The organism is Streptantibioticus ferralitis (genome assembly GCF_029223525.1).
GTDB classification, from domain to species: Bacteria; Actinomycetota; Actinomycetes; order Streptomycetales; family Streptomycetaceae; genus Streptantibioticus_A; species Streptantibioticus_A ferralitis.
Map to the genome: position 1 here is coordinate 57,384 of NZ_JARHTQ010000015.1, position 17,850 is coordinate 75,233.

A 17,850-nucleotide genomic window follows, 5' to 3' on the forward strand; every position below is an offset into this window, starting at 1 on the left:
ATGCCCCTGTCTCACAGGGGGCACCGAACTCTTCTGCTCTTTGCGTCGAAGGGCGGTCCATGTCTCCTTCCGAATCGACTCTGGCACCACTCCCACGGCGACCTTCGCGATTGCTGACCCAGAACCGGGAGATGCGCGCGATCGGCGTGTGGAATTGGACCCTGCCCGCGTGGGCTGGACGCCTTCCCGATGGCCGAACCTACAACACCTGCCCTTCTGCTGGAATTTGCCGCCACGTGTGCTACGCCCGGCACGGCACCTACCTGTGGCCGACCGTGAAGGCCAAGCACCAGGCGAATCTCCGGTTCGTCCTCGATGACCTACCCGGTTGGGAACAGGCCATGGCCGAAGAACTCGGTGCGACCAAGTTCCGCGGCACCTGGGTGCGGATCCACGACAGCGGCGACTTCTTCTCCGACGCCTACCTGCTCGCCTGGCTTCGGATCATGCGCGCCCGTCCGGAGACCAATTTCTACGCCTACACCAAAGAGGTCATCCGCTTCCGCAGCCTCGTAGAGCCTGATCCACCGCCCAATTTCCTGTGGGTGTACAGCTTCGGCGGCAGCCAAGACGCCGAACTCAACGTAGAGACCGATCGGGTGGCGGACGTGTTCCCCGACGAGGAGGCGATCGCCGCGGCCGGGTGGTACTCCCAGGAAGCCAGCGATCTTCTCGCCGTGCTGGGCCCACATTTGGTCGGCATCCCGGCCAACCGCATCCCGAACTTCCTCAAACGGCTGGGTGGGCGAACCTTCCGCTCTTGGCAAGCCGAGGTCGACGCCGAACGTCACACCGAGCGCTCCCGAGCAGATGGGCGCGGCGGCCTGCGGCTCGTCACCGGCGCTGGCCGCCCTTCACCCGCCGCCCGCCGTCCACCGGCCGCCGACCGGCACGACCGCGCCGCGTGACCGCTTTCTCGCTGAGAAATCCCCACTCTGGAAAGGACGCTCGATCGATGCCATCTGCCCGCATACCGGTCCCGGCTGTCACGCCGCCTGGGCAGACCCCCCTTGCTTCCGCGGCCAGTTCGGGCTCACCGCTGCAGCGGTACCTGATCAATCCGTGGGGCGCCGTTCACGCCCTGCTCGTCGCCGCGAAGGACTGGGCGATCTCCTGGGGCCCGGTCGCCGGGCCGGTGCTGCTGGTCATCGCTGCCGCGCTGGCTTGGGCGCGGTGGTGGTGGCGTCGCCGCTGCCGCCGAGCCCTGACCGTCGACGCCCGGATCGTCAGCGTGCTGCCACCGCCCACCGCGGACCCGGCGGGAGCAGCCGCTGCCTGGGCGAACCTCGTGGGCCTGCTGCGCCCGGCCTGGCGCCGCCGCCTGACCGGTCAGCCGCACCTGGCCTGGGAATACCTCTTCGACCGCGAGGCCATCCGCATCCAACTGTGGGTGCCCGGCGCCATCCCGCCGGGCATGGTGGAACGAGCCATCGAAGCTGCCTGGCCCGGCGCCCACACCCGCACGCGACCGGCCACGCCCCCGCTCCCGACCGAGGCACCCAGTGGGGAGACCGCCCACGTGGCCGGGGGCGAACTGCGACTGGCCCGCAGCGAAGCGCTGCCAATCCGCGGCGACTTCCCGGCCGACCCGATACGCGCTTTGCTCGGCGCACCAGTCGGCCTCGGACCCCATGAACAGGCCGTGGTCCAAGTCCTGGCCCGCCCTGTGACCGGCCACCGGGTGAAGAAGGCCCGCCGCGCCGCACGGCATCTTCGGGCCGGGCGCTCCGCACGCCCGGTCAGCCGCCTGCTCGATCTGATCACCCCCGGCCCGAGCCCGAAGGCCCGGTCCCGAAGCAGCAGCCCGGTGCTCGACCGGCAAACAGCCCTGGAGGTCTCTGCCGAGGACCGGGTGATCGTGGCCAAGCAGCGCGGCGCGCAGTACGAGACACGCATCCGCTACGCCATCGCCACCATGCTTCCCACCACCGCCAGTACAGAGGAACGCACCCGAGTGATCGACCGGTTGCGCGGCCGTGGCCATGCCATCGCCTCCGCGTTCGCCACCTTCACCGAGCACAACTACTACCGCCGCACCCGGCTCCGCCACCCGCTGCCCCGGCTGGCCGAACGCCGCCTCGACACAGGCGACCTGCTCTCGATCCCTGAGCTCGCCGCGATCGCGCACCTGCCCTGGGACGAGGCCATCCCTGCGCTCCAGCGTGCCGGTGCCAGGGCGGTGCCACCCCCGCCCGGCGTCGCCACCGCAGGCCCTGCGGTCAAGCCGATCGGGTTGACCGACACCGGCCACCCCCGCCCGGTTGGTCTGCGCGCGGCCGATGCCCGCCACCACGTGCACATCCTCGGCGCTACCGGATCGGGCAAGTCCGAGCTGATGGCGCGGATGATCCTCGCCGACGCCGAGGCCGGCCGCGGCCTGGTGGTCGTCGACCCCAAGGGCGACCTGATCACCGACATCCTCATGCGCCTGCCCGAAGACCTCGGCGAGAAAGTGCTGTTGTTCGATGCGGACGACCGATCCCGCCCGCCGATCATCAACCCCCTCGAAGGCGCCGACGCCGAGCGGACCGTGGACAACCTGGTCTCGATCTTCTCCCGCGTCTACGCCTCCTCCTGGGGACCGCGTACCGACGACATCCTGCGCGCCGGACTGCTCACCCTGCGCGCCCTGCCCGGCATCCCCACCCTGGTCGACCTGCCCAAGCTGCTGTCAGATCCGGCGTTCCGGCACCGGGCCGTGGCCCAGATTCATGACGAGGTGCTGCGTGGCTTTTGGTCCTGGTACGACGCCCTGTCCGAGCCGGCCCGCGCGCAGGTGACTGCGCCTTTGATGAACAAGCTCCGCGGGTTCCTGCTGCGTCCCTTCGTCCGGGCGGCGCTGGCCGCAGGCACCTCCACCGTCGACATGGACCAAGTGCTGGACGGCGGGATCTGCCTCGTCCGCATCGCCAAGGATGCTCTCGGTTCCGAGACCGCTCACCTCATCGGCTCCATCGTGGTGGCCCGCACCTGGCAGGCCGCCACCCGCCGCGCCCGCATCCCCCAAAGCCAACGGCAGGACGCCGCACTGTACGTCGACGAAGCACACAATTTCCTCAATTTGCCCTATGCCCTTGAGGACATGCTCGCCGAGGCCCGCGGCTACCGGCTGTCGATGACACTGGCCCACCAGTACCTGCGGCAGCTCCCCAAGGAGCTGGAGGAAGGCATCAGCGCCAACGCCCGCACCAAGATCTTCTTCAATGCTTCCCCCGAAGACGCCCGCCACCTGGCCCGTCACACCGAACCGCGCCTGACGGCGCACGACCTGTCCAACCTCGACGCCTTCCACGCCGTCATCCGACCGGTCCTCGGCGGAGCCGAAGCCCCCGCCTTCACGGCCGTCACCGAGAAACTGCCGTCGCCAATTCCTGGCCGCGCCCGGCTGATCCGCGCCGCCGCCCACCACAACGCCCGGCCGAAGCCCGCGCCCGTCGCGATGTCCAAAGACCAGCGCCGGAATCTCGCAGGCGACCCACGCCGCACCACCTGACCTCACCCGCGCCGATGGCGCGCATCCGTCGGTCACCAGTCACCTCGGAGGTGTCCCCCTGTGATAACCAACCCCACGCCCCAACGTGCCCTGCGGGGCCACAAACCCCGGCGCACGCAGGCCCGTGCCGCCGTCAGCGGCGAGTACGTTGCCTGGCTCGCCCCCCGCCTGACCGACCGCGACCGGTGGCTGGCCCACATGCTCTACGAGCACAAGGTCCTTACCACCAACCAGATCGCCCAAATCGGCTGGCCGTCCGCCAGGGCCGCCAACCTGCGTCTGCTCCAGCTGTATAAGTGGCGCGTCATCGACCGGTTCCAGCCGTTCGTAAACAGCGGCTCCGCCCCCATGCACTACATCCTCGACCTGGCCGGAGCAGCCGCGCTCGCCCGCGGGCACGGCGTGGAAGTCCGGGAGCTGGACTACCGACACGACCGGGCCATGGGCATGGCCTACTCCCTGCGCCTGGCCCACACCGTGGGCACCAACAGCTTCTTCGCCGCGCTCACACACCACTCCCGACGCCCCGAGGCCACCGGTCGGCTCACCGCCTGGTGGTCCGAATACCGCTGCTACCGGCACTTCGGCGACATGGTCCGCCCCGACGCCTACGGCCGCTGGCACGAAGGGCACATCGAGTTCGAGTGGTTCTTGGAATACGACTTCGGCACCGAGCGCCCGGCCGACCGGGTAGGCGCCAAGTTGGCCGGATATGCCCGGCTCGCCGCCACCACCGGCATCACCACCCCCGTCCTGCTCTGGCTGCCCACCACGGACCGCGAAGCCCAAGTTCGCCGCGCGCTCGCCGCAGCGTTGTCGTCGCTGCATGACCCGTCACTCGTTCCCGTCGCCACCTCCAGCGCCGAGTTGATCGGCGATCCAGAACACGAAGGCCCCGCAGGCGCCCACTGGCTCCCGCTCGACACCGCTGCCGGCCTGGCCAGGAAGCGGCAGCGTCTTGCTCAGCTGAGCCGGGCATGGCCGCAGCTCGCCCCGGTCTCCACGGCCTCGCCGACCACTGCTGCAAGTAGCTCCGACCCTGCCGGGCCGTTGCCGCCGCCTGCCCCCCTCCCTCCGGACGCAAGCTGCAGCGGTCCCGTGTGGTGATCCGCCGATGGGCAAAATTGCCGGCGCGGTCGGCGGGGCCGTCCTCCTGGTCATGCTCCTGGCCGCAGCCGGTGCCGCCGGTCTCATGTCCATCTTCACAGGCGCAGGAAGCCAGCCCAGTGCGAGCGCGGTCTCCGACATCCCTCCCGACTACCTCTTGCTCTACATGCAAGCCGCTCACACCTGTCGCGGACTGGACTGGACGGTCCTCGCCGCGATCGGCAAGGTCGAGACCGACCACGGCCGATCCGACCTGGTCGGTGTCCGGTCGGGGGCCAACTCCGCTGGCGCGGAAGGACCAATGCAGTTTCTCCCCTCCACCTTCGCCAGTGTCATCGCCGAACACCCACCACCCGAGGGCGGGGCCACCCCGCCCTCCCCGTACAACCCGCACGACGCCATCTACGCCGCCGCGGCGTATCTGTGCGACTCCGGCGCACGCGACGGCCGCAAACTCGCCGACGCCATCTACGCCTACAACCACGCCAATTGGTACGTCTCTGAAGTCCTCGCCCAAGCCCAGATCTACGCCAGCAGCCAGGGCTTCGGTACCAACACCGCACCCAACGCCGTCGCCCTCGAAGCGATCAACTACGCCCAAGGGCAATTGGGCCTGCCTTACGAATGGGGAGGTAACGGCCCTTCAGCCGGAGACGCCGGTTTCGACTGCTCCGGCTTGACGCAAGCCGCCTACCAAGCCGCTGGCGTCACCCTGCCACGCACCGCCCAGGACCAGTTCAATGCAGGACCCCACGTCCCGGCAGGCCAGCCTCTCGAACCGGGCGATCTCGTCTTCTACGGCAACCCCGACGGCGGCATCCATCACGTCGGCCTCTACGTCGGAAACGGACAAATGATCGACGCTCCAAGGCCGCACGTGCCCATCAGGATCGAGCCGTATCGTTACTCGGGCGACGATTACGCTGGCGCTACCAGGCCAGTTAATCATTAATTGTAGGTTTTCCGACTTAAGTTGTCACTGTCTGAGCATTCTGTCGGCAACTTGTCAGTTTGGAGGTATCATTCGCGGGTACTCACAGCTCCGCTTCAGCGGCCTCTCGCACAGCACATGGTCCTGTCGCATTGAAGCTGTCGGATTCTCGCTCGTTCTCAATCGTGGTGGCGGATTCGCGCTGCGTCGCGCACTGAGCGGAGGCGCTTGCCTCGTTCGTGGGGTTTGATCTCATTTCTCTGGCCTGGTTCTCGCTGTACCTGTAACGGTCGCTTTCGGCGGCCACAACTCGGGCAGGTCAGGGAGAGTAAGTGGGCGGTGGGTCTTTGCGGAGCAGAGTGTTGATCTGGTTGCCGACGTCAATGGTTAGCGGGCCTGGGCATCGCAGCTGGAGTTGTTCGGCGAGAGTGTGGCAGTGGAGGTCTGCGGCGGTCTCGATGAGCTGGCAAAGGACGGTGGTGGCTGTGCGGGCTCGGAGTGTGCCGGTGATGATCACGGCGACGCTGATGAGCAGGGCGGGCCACCAGCAGATGCCGAGTACGCCGTAGAGGGCGGCCCACCCCATGAGGCTGCTGGCGGCGGCATAGGCGGTCTGGGCGGCGGTGAGGTCGGTGCGTAGTGATTCGGGGAGCACGGTCCACAGCCGGGGCCATACAAGGGTGATGTCCACTCCGTATGCACGGCGGATGCGGATGGCGTTGCCTCGCCATCGGTCGCTGATCCACAGGGGTCGCTCGGGGAATTCCAGGCTGATGGCGTCTCTGCGGGCCAGCGCTTCGGCCATCCCAGGTCCGGCAACCACTACTGGCGATGCGGTGGTGACGTCGGTGGCCGGGTCGGGAGGAGATGGTCCGCTGGCGCGGATGGCCTCGGCCACCAGGGTGTTGACATGGTTGTCGGCCGTGCGCCATCGGTGTTGCCGCCAGGTGGTGAGCCAGTGGGCGGGTGGCCACCGGCCGCGGGTGATCCAGAGATGGCGTGCCATCACGCCCAACACGGTCGCTGCTAGTCCGGCGGCGATGCTGGCCAGCAGGAGCCCCGCGAGGACGACTACGATCACCCCCACGGGGTGAGTTTCTTTGGCCCATGGGGTGATCTGGTCGGCCAGGGTGTGGGGGCTCAGAGCGTGGCTCCACCCGAGTTGGGTGGCCAGCAGGGCGGTGGCCGCCCACAACAGGCCGGGAAGGACCAGGACAGTGACCCAGCGTTCGGCGATCTTCTTGCCGAGTTCGCCGAGGAACGCGTTCATCCGCTGACCACCGTGACGGGTGTTAGCGGGTCCTGGGTCAGTGGGCACACCGGGGTTGTGCTGCTGCCGGGTTCGACGCGGCTGCATGGGCGTGGGTGGGGGCATCGCCATCTGTGGGTGGTGCGTACACCAGCGGTCGCGTCCGGCAGGGGCTGAAACTGGCGGTCCGTGGTGGTGAGCCCGTCCACTCCGAGGGCAGCGGCGGCCTCCTCTATCGCGTCAAGCAACGGTGTCAGCGCCTCAGGGTCGCTGCCGTGGCGGACCGCGCCGACGAGCAACTCCCACTGCGTGCGGTTAAACCCGGCGTCGTGCAAAGCCGCTTGCAAACTCGGGTCGCTGGCCATGCTCAGACATAGCTGTTCGACGCGTTCTAGCGCCATGAGTTCCTCCCCTGCCCGCACGGATGGTTGCCTATCATGCCCGCGGCGTGGCTGCCTCGCTACAAGTCGCCCTGTCGCAGGTACTGCGGCGCTGGGAGGTAGCCGTCGAGTCAGCCTGGTCATGACGCTGTGGTCAGTGACAGCTCGGGGCGGGAAGGAATCCGCCAACGAGACACCAGCGCACGCGACTGTATGGGAGGGGACCCATGGTCAGGGACGGTGACCGCAGAGTCCGTTGGTTCACGGCACTGCGCAGGAAGCACGATTGGGCCCGCGCCAGCGCCTCAGTGGAGCGCTACGAGCGCACCGGGGACGTCAACGGCCTTCAGCGCGCCGTTGTCCGCTTACGTCACATAGCCGCCGCGACCTCACCAGATGCCTCCGACAGAGCCTCAGTGCTGAATGACTTGGGCATCGCTCTGCAGGTGATCTTTGAGCGGAGTGGGGACCAGGCGGTACTGGCAGAGGCGGTGCAGGTCGGCCGGGAGGCGGTCAGCGCCACCCCACTCGACCACCCCAACCGAGCCACGCTCCTGAACACCCTCGGCACCGCCCTGCAGAACCTGTATCAATGGGGCGGAGACCGGGCCGTGCTGGAAGAAGGAGTGCAGGTCCTCCGGGAGGCCGTCAGCACCGCCCCAGGCGACCACCCCCACCGTGCCATGTTCCTGAACAACCTTGGCATCGCCCTGCGGAAGGTGTTTGAGCGGGATGGCGATCAGGCAGCGTTGGAGAAGGCGGTGCAGGTCGGCCGGGAGGCGGTCAGCGCCACCGCGCCTGACCACCCCAACCGAGCCACGTTCCTGAACACGCTCGGTCTTGCCCTGCATAAGCTATTCGAGCGGAGCGGGGACCGGCTCGTGCTGGAGGAGGCCGTTCAGGTCGGCCGCGACGCCGTGCACGCCATCCCGCCGGACCACCCCGACCAAGCCATCTGCTTGAACAACCTCGGCAACGTCCTGCGGGTGTTGTTTGATCGGGGCGGGGATCAGGCGGTGTTGGAGGAGGCGGTCCAGGCCGGCCGGGAAGCGGTGCGCGCCACCCCGCCCGACCACCCCAACCGAGCCACGTACCTGAACAACCTCGGTCTTGCCCTGCAGAAACTATTCGAGCGGAGCGGGGACCGGCTCGTGCTGGAGGAGGCCGTTCAGGTCGGCCGCGACGCCGTGCACGCCACCCCGCCGGACCACCCCGACCAAGCCGCTCGCCTGTCCAACCTCGGCCGCGCTCTGCTGAGACTGTTCGAGCGGGGCGGGGATCAGGCGGTGTTGGAGGAGGCGGTCCAGGCCGGCCGGGAAGCGGTGCGCGCCACCCCGCCCGACCACCCCGACCAAGCCATGTACCTGAACAACCTCGGCAGCAGCCTGGAGAGCCTGTTCCAGCAGAGCGGCGATCAGGCAGTACTGGCAGAGGCCGTGCAGGTCGCCCGGGAGGCGGTGCGCGCCACACCGCACGACCGTCCCGACCGAGCCATGCCCCTTTCCACCCTCGGCCTCGCTCTGCTGGGACTGTTCGAGCGGGCCGGCGATCAGGCTGTGGGACAAGAGGCCGTGCAGGTCGCCCGCGACGCGGTGCGCGCCACCCCGCCCGACCACCCCGACCAAGCCATGTACCTGAACAACCTCGGCAGCAGCCTGCAGAGCTTGTTCTGGCGGGGTGGCGATCAGGCGGTAGGAGAACAGGCCGTGCAGATCGCTCGCGAGGCGGTGCGCGCCACCGCACCCGACCACCCTAACCTAGCCCCTCGCCTGTCCACCCTCGGCAACGCACTACGGAAGCTCGTTGATCAGGGTGGGGATCAGGCTGTGTTGGAGGAGGCTGTCCAGGTCGGCCGCGACGCGGTCAGCGCCACACCGCCCGACCACCCCAATCGCGCCATGTACCTGAACAACCTCGGCATCAGCCTGCAGAGTCTGTTCGAGTGGGGTGGGGGCCCAGCAGTACTGGAAGAGGGGAGGAATTGTTGCGCCACTGCCGCCGGCATCGCGTCGGCATCGGTGGCTACGCGGGTGTCCGCAGCACGGCTCGCCGCCAGCTTGGACCTCCTCGCAGGCGAGCACGATCACGCGGTGGAAATGGCGGAGCTGGCCGTGGAGTTGCTCCCCCGGCTGGCTCCCCGCGCGCTCGCCCGAGCCGATCGAGAACACCGGATCGTCAGCATTGCCGGATTGGCCTCGGCAGCCGCGACAGCGGCCATCGCTGCGGGCCGTCCCGAACGGGCTGTGGAACTGCTGGAGCAGACTCGGGGTGTGCTGCTCGCCGACACCCTCGACACCCGCAGCGACCTCACGGACCTGTGGGACCGGGAACCCGACCTCGCCACCGAATTTGAAGACATCCGAGAGGCGATCGAGGACGCCGACCATGCCCACGACAGGCTCGGCATCCCCACCATCGAGGCTCCGGGTCGTCCAGGTGGAGTAGGCAGACCGGACTACCGAAACCTGGCTGCGCGGCGGGCCGGTCTACACCAACGCTGGACCGACCTGCTGGGACGCATCCGCGAACGCCCCGGATTCGACGGTTTTCTGCGGCCACCACCGATCGACCAACTCCGCCGGCAGACCGATGACAACCCCATTGTGTACGTCACCGTCCACGACGAGCACGGCCACGCGTTGATCGTCGCCGACGATCCCGTCCAGCCTGTCCGCGTCGTTGACCTGCCGAACCTGAGCGAGTACGCCGCAGCCGAGCACATTGACCAGCTTCGTACCGCCCAACAGACCGCCTTGGACGGGACACGCCCCGCACGCGAACGCAGCGCAGCACAACGGCAGATCCTGGACGTTCTGAGCTGGCTGTGGGACACCATCACTGAACCTGTCCTGCGGCATCTCGGCTATACCACCTCGCCCGACGACGACCCGTGGCCCCGGATCTGGTGGTGCCCCGTGGGAATCTGCACCTACCTGCCCCTACATGCCGCCGGACACCACACCTCCACTACCCGTGCCGACACCGTGATGGACCGGGTGATCTCCTCCTACACCCCCACCATCCGCGCCCTCGCACACACCCGCACCCCTCGCCGCCAGCCACAACCCTCAAGCGCCTCCACACCGGCAATGCTGATCGTGGCCGTGCCCGACGCCCCCGCCAGCCGACCACTGCACAGCGTGCTCGAGGAAGTCGAAATCCTCCGCCGCCTGGTCCCCACCACAACCATGCTGCCGCCTCCAGGCACGCCGACCACCCATGACAACGTCACCGCAGCACTACCGAGCCATCAGATTGCGCACTTCGCCTGCCACGGCGTCGCCGACTGGGCCACTCCCGCCAATAGCCGACTCCTCCTGCACGACCACCTCGACCAACCCCTCACCGTCGCCGGCATCGCCCGGCTCCGCCTCACCCACGCGGACATGGCGTATCTGTCCGCATGCAGCACGACCGACACCAACCCCGACCATGCCGACGAGGCAACCCACATCACCGCCGCATTCCACCTCGCCGGATACCGCAGCGTCATCGGAACGCTCTGGCCCGTCAACGACCGCGTAGCCACCGTCATCACCCACGACGTGTACGCCTACCTCACGCACTCCGGCACGAGGCCACCGGATACAGCCCTCGCTGCCCACGCTCTTCACCACACCACGCGACAACACCGAGACCGCTACCCCACAGCCCCTACACGCTGGGCTGCCCACATCCACACGGGCACCTGAAAGTCAATCAGGTTAATCGGGAGAGCGGGTGCAGCCCTGCTGGATGCAGCACGCGCCTGGGCAGAGGCAAACCTGGACGAACTCATCGACGCCCGCGAAACGGCATAAATCGTCGGACATCCGGCGTTCCTACCGGCCGTGGTATGGAAGGCCGTCGCGCTCAGTTATGACGGGACGGCACTGCTACGCCACAGCCTGGTGCACCAGACAGTCTGGGTGGATGGGTCGGATGCCCTTGTTGGCAAGAACAGCGGAGGTGGAAGGCTCCGGCCGCTCGCGGCTGATGAACAGGAGGCGTTCGTACACGCCGTCCTCCGCCTGGTAGATGCGGCCGAAGATCAGGCCCTCGACAGCCGGAGCGAAAGGGACCTGCTGGGCCCAGCTGAACCGGCTCAAGGGAATCCACAAGGTGCCCCTGACGGGGGCGGTCCCCCTGACCTTCGTTCCCGAGCTGACAGTCATCCTCGATCCAGATCCTGGCGGGAGCGGCTACGTCTTCGACATGCCATATGTGCGACAACCGTCCCCCTTCAGTGCGGAGCGGTACACCGATCTCGTGGTGGAGTTCCACCGACCCGGCGTCGGCCTGCGTGGTCGCCTGGAGGACGCGCCGCCCCAGCCGGTCACCATCGACCCGGAGCAGCCGCCGGCCTGGCTGAGCTGACGCCGCTTCCTACTCCCATTTGGTGACGTTGTCGAGCAGGCTTAGCGGGACGTAATTCTCGGGCGGCCAATTAACCAAGGGACGCTCCTGCGGCCAGATACGGGTGAGAGCCGTCCTGAACCCTCGGGGCGGCTGCCCATCAAATTCCGGGACACCCCGGCTCGTCGCCACGGCGAAGTCGATGCTGAACACCTGGAACAGAACGTACCCGACCGTCAACGTCGTCAGGTGCGCGTCCAGTTCGGCGCCCCCCTCCGAGGCATCCACCTTGAAGAGCTTCGCCTGTGTGCTCGTGGCGCGCTGATGCTCGGCGTCCAGGGCACCGAGCCAGACGCGCGACCGGGGCGGCGGCTCATCCTTCGTAGACAGCCACGCCAGTTCGGAGGTACTGGCCGTGTAGCCGTCCATCGCCCTCCAGCCCGGTAGACGCTGCCGCATCGAGAACTCCAGGAGCAGCGCCTTCATCACCGCCCACCGGGCGAGATCGCGCTGTTGCCCAGCATCAAGAAGGGCGGGGCCCGCGTTGACCAGCATCGGCGCGAGGAACGGTCGCACCTTGTCCTCAAGGACATGCATCCACCCACGGTTACAGTCGTCGCACACTGTCCGACGCAGCAGAGCGTTGAGGACGGGGTTCTCACGCTGCTTGCCGCTCGGGTGGGCGGTGGTCGTGACGGGCGAGGAGATGTCCAGTTTCTTCCGGACCCAGCGCGGGATGACGTGCTCAAGGCTCCCGGGCCTGTGGCGTCCGCAGAGCACGCAGGTGATGAGTTCGGCGCTGGCCATCGACCACCCCTTTGAGCCGACACGGTACAGGCGGGCTCGTCACCGTACCCCGGCCCGAGCAGGCCGCGGTGGCATCGCCCTCAGCATCGGCAAAGGACCAGCTGATCGTCAGCTACGAATTGGTGACACCTTCGATCTTTACCATGCCGCCGAGGAACTGTACGCGGCGATCCAGGCCACGGTGGACCCGATCGCCATCCTTGATGTCCTCGGCGGCTACCGGATCGCCAACTAAAATAGCCGGCGGATAGGCGCCAGGGGTGCCAGGAACGGCCAAGTCGGGCGGCTCGTTTCCACCCGTAACGGCTGAACCAATGGAAGGCAGGGCTGTGAGCAGCGCGCGCGAAGTCCTCGGCGGACTCACCTTCGCGAAGGAGCCGTCGGGCCAGACGGAGCCGGACGGTACCGATCGCTTCTGCTTCCGCAACGAGCTGTGGCACCTCAAGGGCTGGCCCTACGAGGAAGGCCCCGAGTAGGACTGCTTCCCGGACGGGATCAGCGAGGACGACCTCCAGGCAGTCATCCAGCAGTCCGGCCTCGCCGAGATCTGGATGGACGAGGACGGGCTTTCGAGCGGTTGAGTCAGGCGCTCTATCCCGGAATGGCCATGTTCCTCTTCCGGCGGCGCACGGAGGGGATCGTGATGGCGCATGTCGAGGACGCGGATGAGCGCAGCGGCATCGGCGGCGGGACGCTATCGCGTTCCGGAGCGTGGCGGTACGTCGCAGCGATCCGGCGCGTGGTGGGTACCGCAGGGTCGCAGCAGCCTTTCCACCGCCGAGCCATCGGTACTGCTGACTGGGCCGCCCCTTCTAGGAATTCCACGATGGTGCGGGGGCCCACCGGACTGAGGCGTCGAGGGCGCGTAGAGCCTCGCGTTCCCGCTGCGGCGGCGGCGCTCGCCAAGGGCTGGCCCTCAGTCGCTGGTTGGATGTGCGTTGTCGCCCATCAGGCTGCGCAGCAGAGTGCAGCCGGGGTACTCGTCGGGCTGGACCGCAGCGGTGATCCGTTCGGGCTCGTCGAAGATTGGTTCGCCGTTGGGGCGGCGGACGTACGGTACGAGGCCGTAGTCGACGCCGTCCGTGGCGTCGAAGCTCATCCAAGTGATGGCCTCCTGCTCGCCTTCGCGTAGCGGGAGGTTCGATACTGCGCGGGCTGCGATCCCGCCGTCCGACATCTCAAGCCAGACCTGGGGAACCGCCAGGACCCAGCGGGCGGCATGGATCTGTCGGGCCTGATCCGCGGCGCGTTGCTCGAAGGCCGCGGCGGTGGCGTCGTCGCGTAGGTAGTCGTAGTCCGATAGGACAACTTTGCGATCGCCTTCAAGGACGACAACTGCTGGGCAGTCTCTGGCCCGGATGGCGCGCTCGACCCGTTCGACGGCGTCCCGGAGCAGGCTCTCGGTGTCTGGGGTCACCGATGGATCACTCCCCTGCGGATCCGTCGCGCATCTTGAAGGCGTGGTAGGCATCCATGACCTCTACCTTGGCGCGATCGCCGAGGTGAGCCAGATATAGCAGGGTCCGGGTCACTTGGCTTTGCTGTCGGCGGGCCGCTCGGGTCGGCGCCTCGTCCACCTCGGTGCCGTCCAGCTCTTCCAGCGCGTCGAGCAGCTGCTGCACGGTCTGCCGCGCTTGGCTCAGGTCGATCTCCACGTATGCCACCTCCGGACTCACCGGTAGTCTCCCGCATCCGGGGAGCCTCCGGAGCCCGGTACGGCAGGTCAGCCGCCGCGAGAAATGCTGGCCGCGACGAACTCCGACAGCTGCTGGAGGAGCAGGTTAGCCGCTTGGACAGCTTCACGCAGGATGCTCAGCGCCGCCTCGATCCCCGAGGTGTCGGGCTCGCCGAGCATCGCTATTCCTTCCGAGAGCGTGGCCAGCGTCAGCGAGGTGGGCGTGGTGATGTGGAGGAGGAAGCGGTAGTACCCCTCGTCCCCGTCGTCCACGTACTCGAACTTCAGGTTCACCGCCTGTGGGCCGGTGACTACGCCGTCCGTCTGGGCTGCTCGGATCAGCAGGTGAACGGAGTCCTCCTCTCCGGGATCTTGGGGTGTCCACGCCATCTTCAGCGGTGGGGTGTGTGCGGAGACCATGGGGCTGCTGGCGCCGAAGTCCTCCCCGATCTCGTAGGCCACGATCAGGTTGGTCAGCCAGTCGCGCGCCAGGTCATCGTTCATCGTGAACGAGTCCATAAACGATCACTTTCTGTGTGCGTTGGCGTCGTCGGGTGGTGGAACGGCTCAGGACAGCGCGTCGAGCCTGGCGCGCACACCGCCGGCCGGGCCGGGGGACCGGTTCGGTCAGCGGTGAGGAGCGTGCGAGCGCCCCCGCACGATCTCCCTCGCGATCTTGGGCGGGAAGCGGGAGCCAGAGTCTCGCTGCCTGATGCCTGCACTCAGGCCGCGCGGGCGTGGGTGGGCACTGTGAGGACGGCGTTGAGCGTCTGGAGAGTGGCCTGGTCGAGATCGTCAACGCCGCCGGTGACGGCCCGGAGCATGTTGCGCTCCACACGCTCGGCTCCACGGACTGTCTGCTGGTGGTGGGTGTAGGTGTTGACCGCCTGCACCACGCCGTAGGCGGTGTTCTGCCAGGGAGCCACCCGCGGGTCGTTCTTCCACAGGTCGGTCAGGGCCTCACGCTTGCGCTCGGCCAGCGTCCGGCTACGGCCGTGTTCCTCGGGCAGCGGAGTGTGCGCGTTCAGGAACGCGTTCCATTCCTGGTTGGTCACGGTGGTCTGGCACAGTCGCCGGACTGCGGCGGTGAAGTCGTCCGCGCTTTCGTAGACGAGGTTCAGCGCCTGTCGGGCCTCCACGACCCGCAGGGCGGAGTTGCGGCGATGGGAGAACTTCATCTCCTGCCCGGCCTCAGCCAAGCCGGCGCTCATGGTGTTGTCGCACACGATGTTGGTGATCGCGCGCTTGAAGGTGGTTTGGAATGATCCGTCGTAGCACGCTGCGCCGAACAGGTGCGGCCGGAATTCCACCCCTTCCGGGGTGGTGATGTTGTCGGGGACTTCGACGCTGACCCAGGCGACCGCGCCCTGGCGGAGCAGGCCGGCCGAGCCGATCTTGAGATCGGCGTCCAGCAGGGTGGCGATCTTGTGGATCAGCCATTCCGCATAGGGGTGCGGCTCGTAGCCGTCACTGAAGATCCCCATGACGTGGCCGGTGTCGCTGCGGACGAATGCCTGCCGGTTCGGTGCCTGGACCAGCTGGCCGGTGACGGGGCTCTTGACGTAGACGGGGGTGGAGACGGCTTGCCAGTTGAACAACCTTCGTTTGACATCGTCGACTGGGATGGGGCCGGGGTAGTGGTTGGGCTCATCCCCTTGCAGGCTGGCGCGGTGGTGCCACGCTGTGCCGCGCTGATCGGTGAATCCGATGAGGGTGTTGTTGTTCAGCCATTGCAGGGTTTCTTTGGACATGCTCACTCCGTTCCGGGCCGCCATGGCTGCGGCAAGGGGGGTGGGAGGCTGGGGAGCAGTGCGTTGCCCGGCCGTCCATTCGCGCCCGCTGTGGTCGGCTCGTGGCAGGTTGCCGAGGGCGGCCAGCGTGAGTGAACGGCCGGGCGAAGGTTGGGAGTTGGGTTAGTCGCCGGGTGGCGAGATGTCCGTTCCTGCGCAGTAGACGACGCCGGGTTCGGGCGGGATCAGATCGCCGGTCTGTGCGTCAGTGCAGTAGGCGTTGAACACTTCCGCTGCCGTCAGCGGTTGCAACCAAGCGTTACGCATCGTCCAGCCGCGGACACGATCGGTTCCGTGGGCGGAGCCGTCCGTGCGGGCGACGAGGCCCGCAGGGCTGCCGGTGGCGATGCCCGCCGCCATAAGCGTGTAGAAGACCAGGGCATCGGTTTCGCCGAGCCTGACGTTGTCCTCAGCGTCCTGGTCGACGTGCAGCACGGCGACGAGCGGGGCGTCGTTCCCGTCGGGGACGCTCAGGACGAGGTGGTGTCTGCCCGCACCGAGGGATTCGAGCAGGCCTGCAACAGCGTGGGAGGCGCGTGCGATGACCTCGTCGCTGCTCTGACCACCTTCCGTTTCGCTCGCGGTGGCCCGCCTGATCAGTTCGCTGGCGCGCTCCCATGTCAGACGCATCTCGACGGCGGCTACCAGGTCAGTGACGAGGTGGTCGACACGCTGACCGGCATAGAGCAGGGTGGTGCCGGTGGCTGCCACTGCCGCGGTATAGCGGGAACGGCTGGTCGGCGCATCCGGATCCAGCCCGGCGTCGGCGCAGTAGACGGCGTACTCATCGGGGTCGAAGAGGGCCACGTAGACCGGGCCTTCGGCCGACAGGGACCGCAGCACGTCCTGCATCCGGCGAACGTAGGCGCCGTAGGAGGGGAAGGCGAAAGTGGCGTACCGCTGCATGGCGGCGAAGTCCCCGCCGTCTGCCACCAGCGCGACAAAGCTGGGGGCCTCGTTGCGCAAGCTGTCGATGGCATCGACCGGGCCACCGTCAGCGGAAGCGGCCGAGCCCTGGGGCTCTTCGTAGATGGCCTCATCGAGGTGCCGTTCGGCCCACGGGGTCAGAGGAACGAAGATCTGCCCTCGATCCTGGCCTCGAACCGCGCGGGCCAAGCCGTGCTCGGCCTGGTCAGCGATACGGGACAACAGCCGCACGGTGGCCGCTGCCCACGGCTCGTCGTACGGCCCCCCGTCAGCGGCATCGTGCGCGTACAGCACCGTGCAGTCAGCCGCGAGCACAGCGACGAGGTCGACCGGCGATGCCTCCGGATCCTCGATCCAGAAGGAATCATCGACAACGATCCAGGCAGCACCCGGATGGCGGCTCATCACCGTGCCCGACAGCTCACCGACGAGATCGTCGACACTTGTGCTGGGGCCTGGGCGGTCCGCTCCAGAGGTATTTGACGTCGCATTGGACACGATTACTTCTCCGTTCGGATCTCGGAAATGGCACGCAGTGGTACTCCGGCGCGGTGTGCAAGGTTCACGGCCTGGGGGAAATAGAAGGCCGTGAACGGGGCGCGGGCAGCACCTGACTTACGCGGGGAGATTCCTCAACCCAGGGCGCTGCGTGCCGCCTACGCCCCGAAGAGGGCACGCCGTCGGGTGCGGACTTCGGCGTACGGGCCAGATGCGACCACGGCCTCGGTTACGAACAAGTCCCGGTGTCTCTCGCAGAGGATGTCGCCGGTGCGGGTGAGGACGACTAGATCGCCATCAGTGAACTTTTGATGGCATTCCGAGCACGTGCCCGGTCTGGTGACACGAGGTGAGCGTGCCAACGACCTATCCTTTCAGTCACCCTGGGAATTTTCAGTTTCGACGTCCTCGTCGGCGATGGTGACTTGGACGCGAACGATCGCCGTGAAGGCAGTTCCGGACTCCTTGTCGTAGCCCTCGATCCTGACTGATCCTTGGCGTTGCCAGACCTCTTCGATGACGAGTCCGGCGTACGACTCTTGGTCCTCTCCGCAGCGGGTGAAGTGCTCGTCGACTTCGCAGATGAGCAGGTTCTCGATCTCGCGCTGAGCGATCACATCGTTCCTTTCATGGTTGGCTCCCGTGGCGCCGAACTGCA

General features: G+C 67.5%; 17 protein-coding genes. 8 read left to right on the forward strand and 9 right to left on the reverse strand.

Annotation, left to right across the window (positions count from 1 at the left end; translation table 11 throughout):
• The first annotated feature begins 59 nt into the window (after nt 1-59).
• Genes P2L57_RS22290 through P2L57_RS22305 form a run of 4 tightly spaced genes read left to right on the forward strand, consistent with a single transcriptional unit; the run spans nt 60 to nt 5,552 of the window.
• Entirely contained in the window at nt 60-908 is an 849-nt protein-coding gene (locus P2L57_RS22290; RefSeq protein ID WP_275817273.1) for a GP88 family protein, read from the forward strand.
• A gap of 47 nt (nt 909-955) precedes the next feature.
• On the forward strand, nt 956-3,493 hold the full coding sequence (locus P2L57_RS22295; RefSeq protein WP_275817275.1) for a DUF8128 domain-containing protein: 2,538 nt from the start codon (nt 956-958) through the stop codon (nt 3,491-3,493).
• A 60-nt stretch (nt 3,494-3,553) separates the two neighbouring features.
• Nucleotides 3,554-4,600 (forward strand): replication-relaxation family protein, encoded by a 1,047-nt coding sequence (locus P2L57_RS22300; protein WP_275817277.1) that lies wholly within the window; start codon nt 3,554-3,556, stop codon nt 4,598-4,600.
• Nucleotides 4,601-4,607: 7 nt separating this feature from the next.
• A complete protein-coding gene (locus tag P2L57_RS22305) occupies nt 4,608-5,552 on the forward strand; it encodes a C40 family peptidase (protein ID WP_275817279.1) in 945 nt (314 codons plus the stop codon).
• Nucleotides 5,553-5,850: 298 nt separating this feature from the next.
• On the opposite strand, the gene P2L57_RS22310 is transcribed toward P2L57_RS22305, so the two are convergent.
• Nucleotides 5,851-6,801: a hypothetical protein gene (locus tag P2L57_RS22310; protein ID WP_275817281.1), complete on the reverse strand. Its 951-nt coding sequence runs from the start codon at nt 6,799-6,801 to the stop codon at nt 5,851-5,853.
• A gap of 805 nt (nt 6,802-7,606) precedes the next feature.
• Here P2L57_RS22310 and P2L57_RS22315 point away from each other — a divergent pair.
• A complete protein-coding gene (locus tag P2L57_RS22315) occupies nt 7,607-10,852 on the forward strand; it encodes a CHAT domain-containing protein (protein ID WP_275817283.1) in 3,246 nt (1,081 codons plus the stop codon).
• 183 nt (nt 10,853-11,035) lie between these two features.
• Here the strand turns inward: P2L57_RS22315 and P2L57_RS22320 are convergent, their stop codons facing one another.
• Nucleotides 11,036-11,248: a hypothetical protein gene (locus P2L57_RS22320; RefSeq protein WP_275817285.1), complete on the reverse strand. Its 213-nt coding sequence runs from the start codon at nt 11,246-11,248 to the stop codon at nt 11,036-11,038.
• Between the two features lie 13 nt (nt 11,249-11,261).
• On the opposite strand from P2L57_RS22320, the gene P2L57_RS22325 reads away from it, so the two are divergent.
• On the forward strand, nt 11,262-11,516 hold the full coding sequence (locus tag P2L57_RS22325; RefSeq protein WP_275817287.1) for a hypothetical protein: 255 nt from the start codon (nt 11,262-11,264) through the stop codon (nt 11,514-11,516).
• A 9-nt stretch (nt 11,517-11,525) separates the two neighbouring features.
• Here P2L57_RS22325 and P2L57_RS22330 read toward each other — a convergent pair whose 3' ends face one another.
• Nucleotides 11,526-12,302 (reverse strand): hypothetical protein, encoded by a 777-nt coding sequence (locus P2L57_RS22330; RefSeq protein ID WP_275817289.1) that lies wholly within the window; start codon nt 12,300-12,302, stop codon nt 11,526-11,528.
• Between P2L57_RS22330 and P2L57_RS22335 the strand changes: the two genes are divergently transcribed.
• Nucleotides 12,283-12,537: a hypothetical protein gene (locus tag P2L57_RS22335; protein ID WP_275817291.1), complete on the forward strand. Its 255-nt coding sequence runs from the start codon at nt 12,283-12,285 to the stop codon at nt 12,535-12,537. The genes P2L57_RS22330 and P2L57_RS22335 overlap by 20 nt on opposite strands.
• Before the next feature lie 94 nt (nt 12,538-12,631).
• On the forward strand, nt 12,632-12,778 hold the full coding sequence (locus P2L57_RS22340) for a hypothetical protein (protein WP_275817293.1): 147 nt from the start codon (nt 12,632-12,634) through the stop codon (nt 12,776-12,778).
• A gap of 440 nt (nt 12,779-13,218) precedes the next feature.
• Here P2L57_RS22340 and P2L57_RS22345 read toward each other — a convergent pair whose 3' ends face one another.
• The 6 genes from P2L57_RS22345 to P2L57_RS22370 form a co-directional block, all read right to left on the reverse strand.
• Nucleotides 13,219-13,719, reverse strand: a complete 501-nt coding sequence (locus P2L57_RS22345) for a hypothetical protein (protein ID WP_275817295.1) — start codon at nt 13,717-13,719, stop codon at nt 13,219-13,221.
• 7 nt (nt 13,720-13,726) lie between these two features.
• Nucleotides 13,727-13,957, reverse strand: a complete 231-nt coding sequence (locus P2L57_RS22350) for a hypothetical protein (RefSeq protein ID WP_275817297.1) — start codon at nt 13,955-13,957, stop codon at nt 13,727-13,729.
• 68 nt (nt 13,958-14,025) lie between these two features.
• Nucleotides 14,026-14,481, reverse strand: coding sequence for a hypothetical protein (locus P2L57_RS22355; RefSeq protein ID WP_275817299.1), 456 nt, complete (start codon nt 14,479-14,481; stop codon nt 14,026-14,028).
• Nucleotides 14,482-14,699: 218 nt separating this feature from the next.
• Entirely contained in the window at nt 14,700-15,728 is a 1,029-nt protein-coding gene (locus tag P2L57_RS22360; RefSeq protein ID WP_275817301.1) for a DUF932 domain-containing protein, read from the reverse strand.
• 162 nt (nt 15,729-15,890) lie between these two features.
• Nucleotides 15,891-17,192 carry a DUF8829 domain-containing protein gene (locus P2L57_RS22365; RefSeq protein WP_275817303.1) on the reverse strand — a complete coding sequence of 434 codons (1,302 nt, stop codon included), beginning with the start codon at nt 17,190-17,192 and terminating at the stop codon, nt 15,891-15,893.
• Nucleotides 17,193-17,566: 374 nt separating this feature from the next.
• A complete protein-coding gene (locus P2L57_RS22370; RefSeq protein WP_275817305.1) occupies nt 17,567-17,809 on the reverse strand; it encodes a hypothetical protein in 243 nt (80 codons plus the stop codon).
• Nucleotides 17,810-17,850 lie beyond the last annotated feature (41 nt).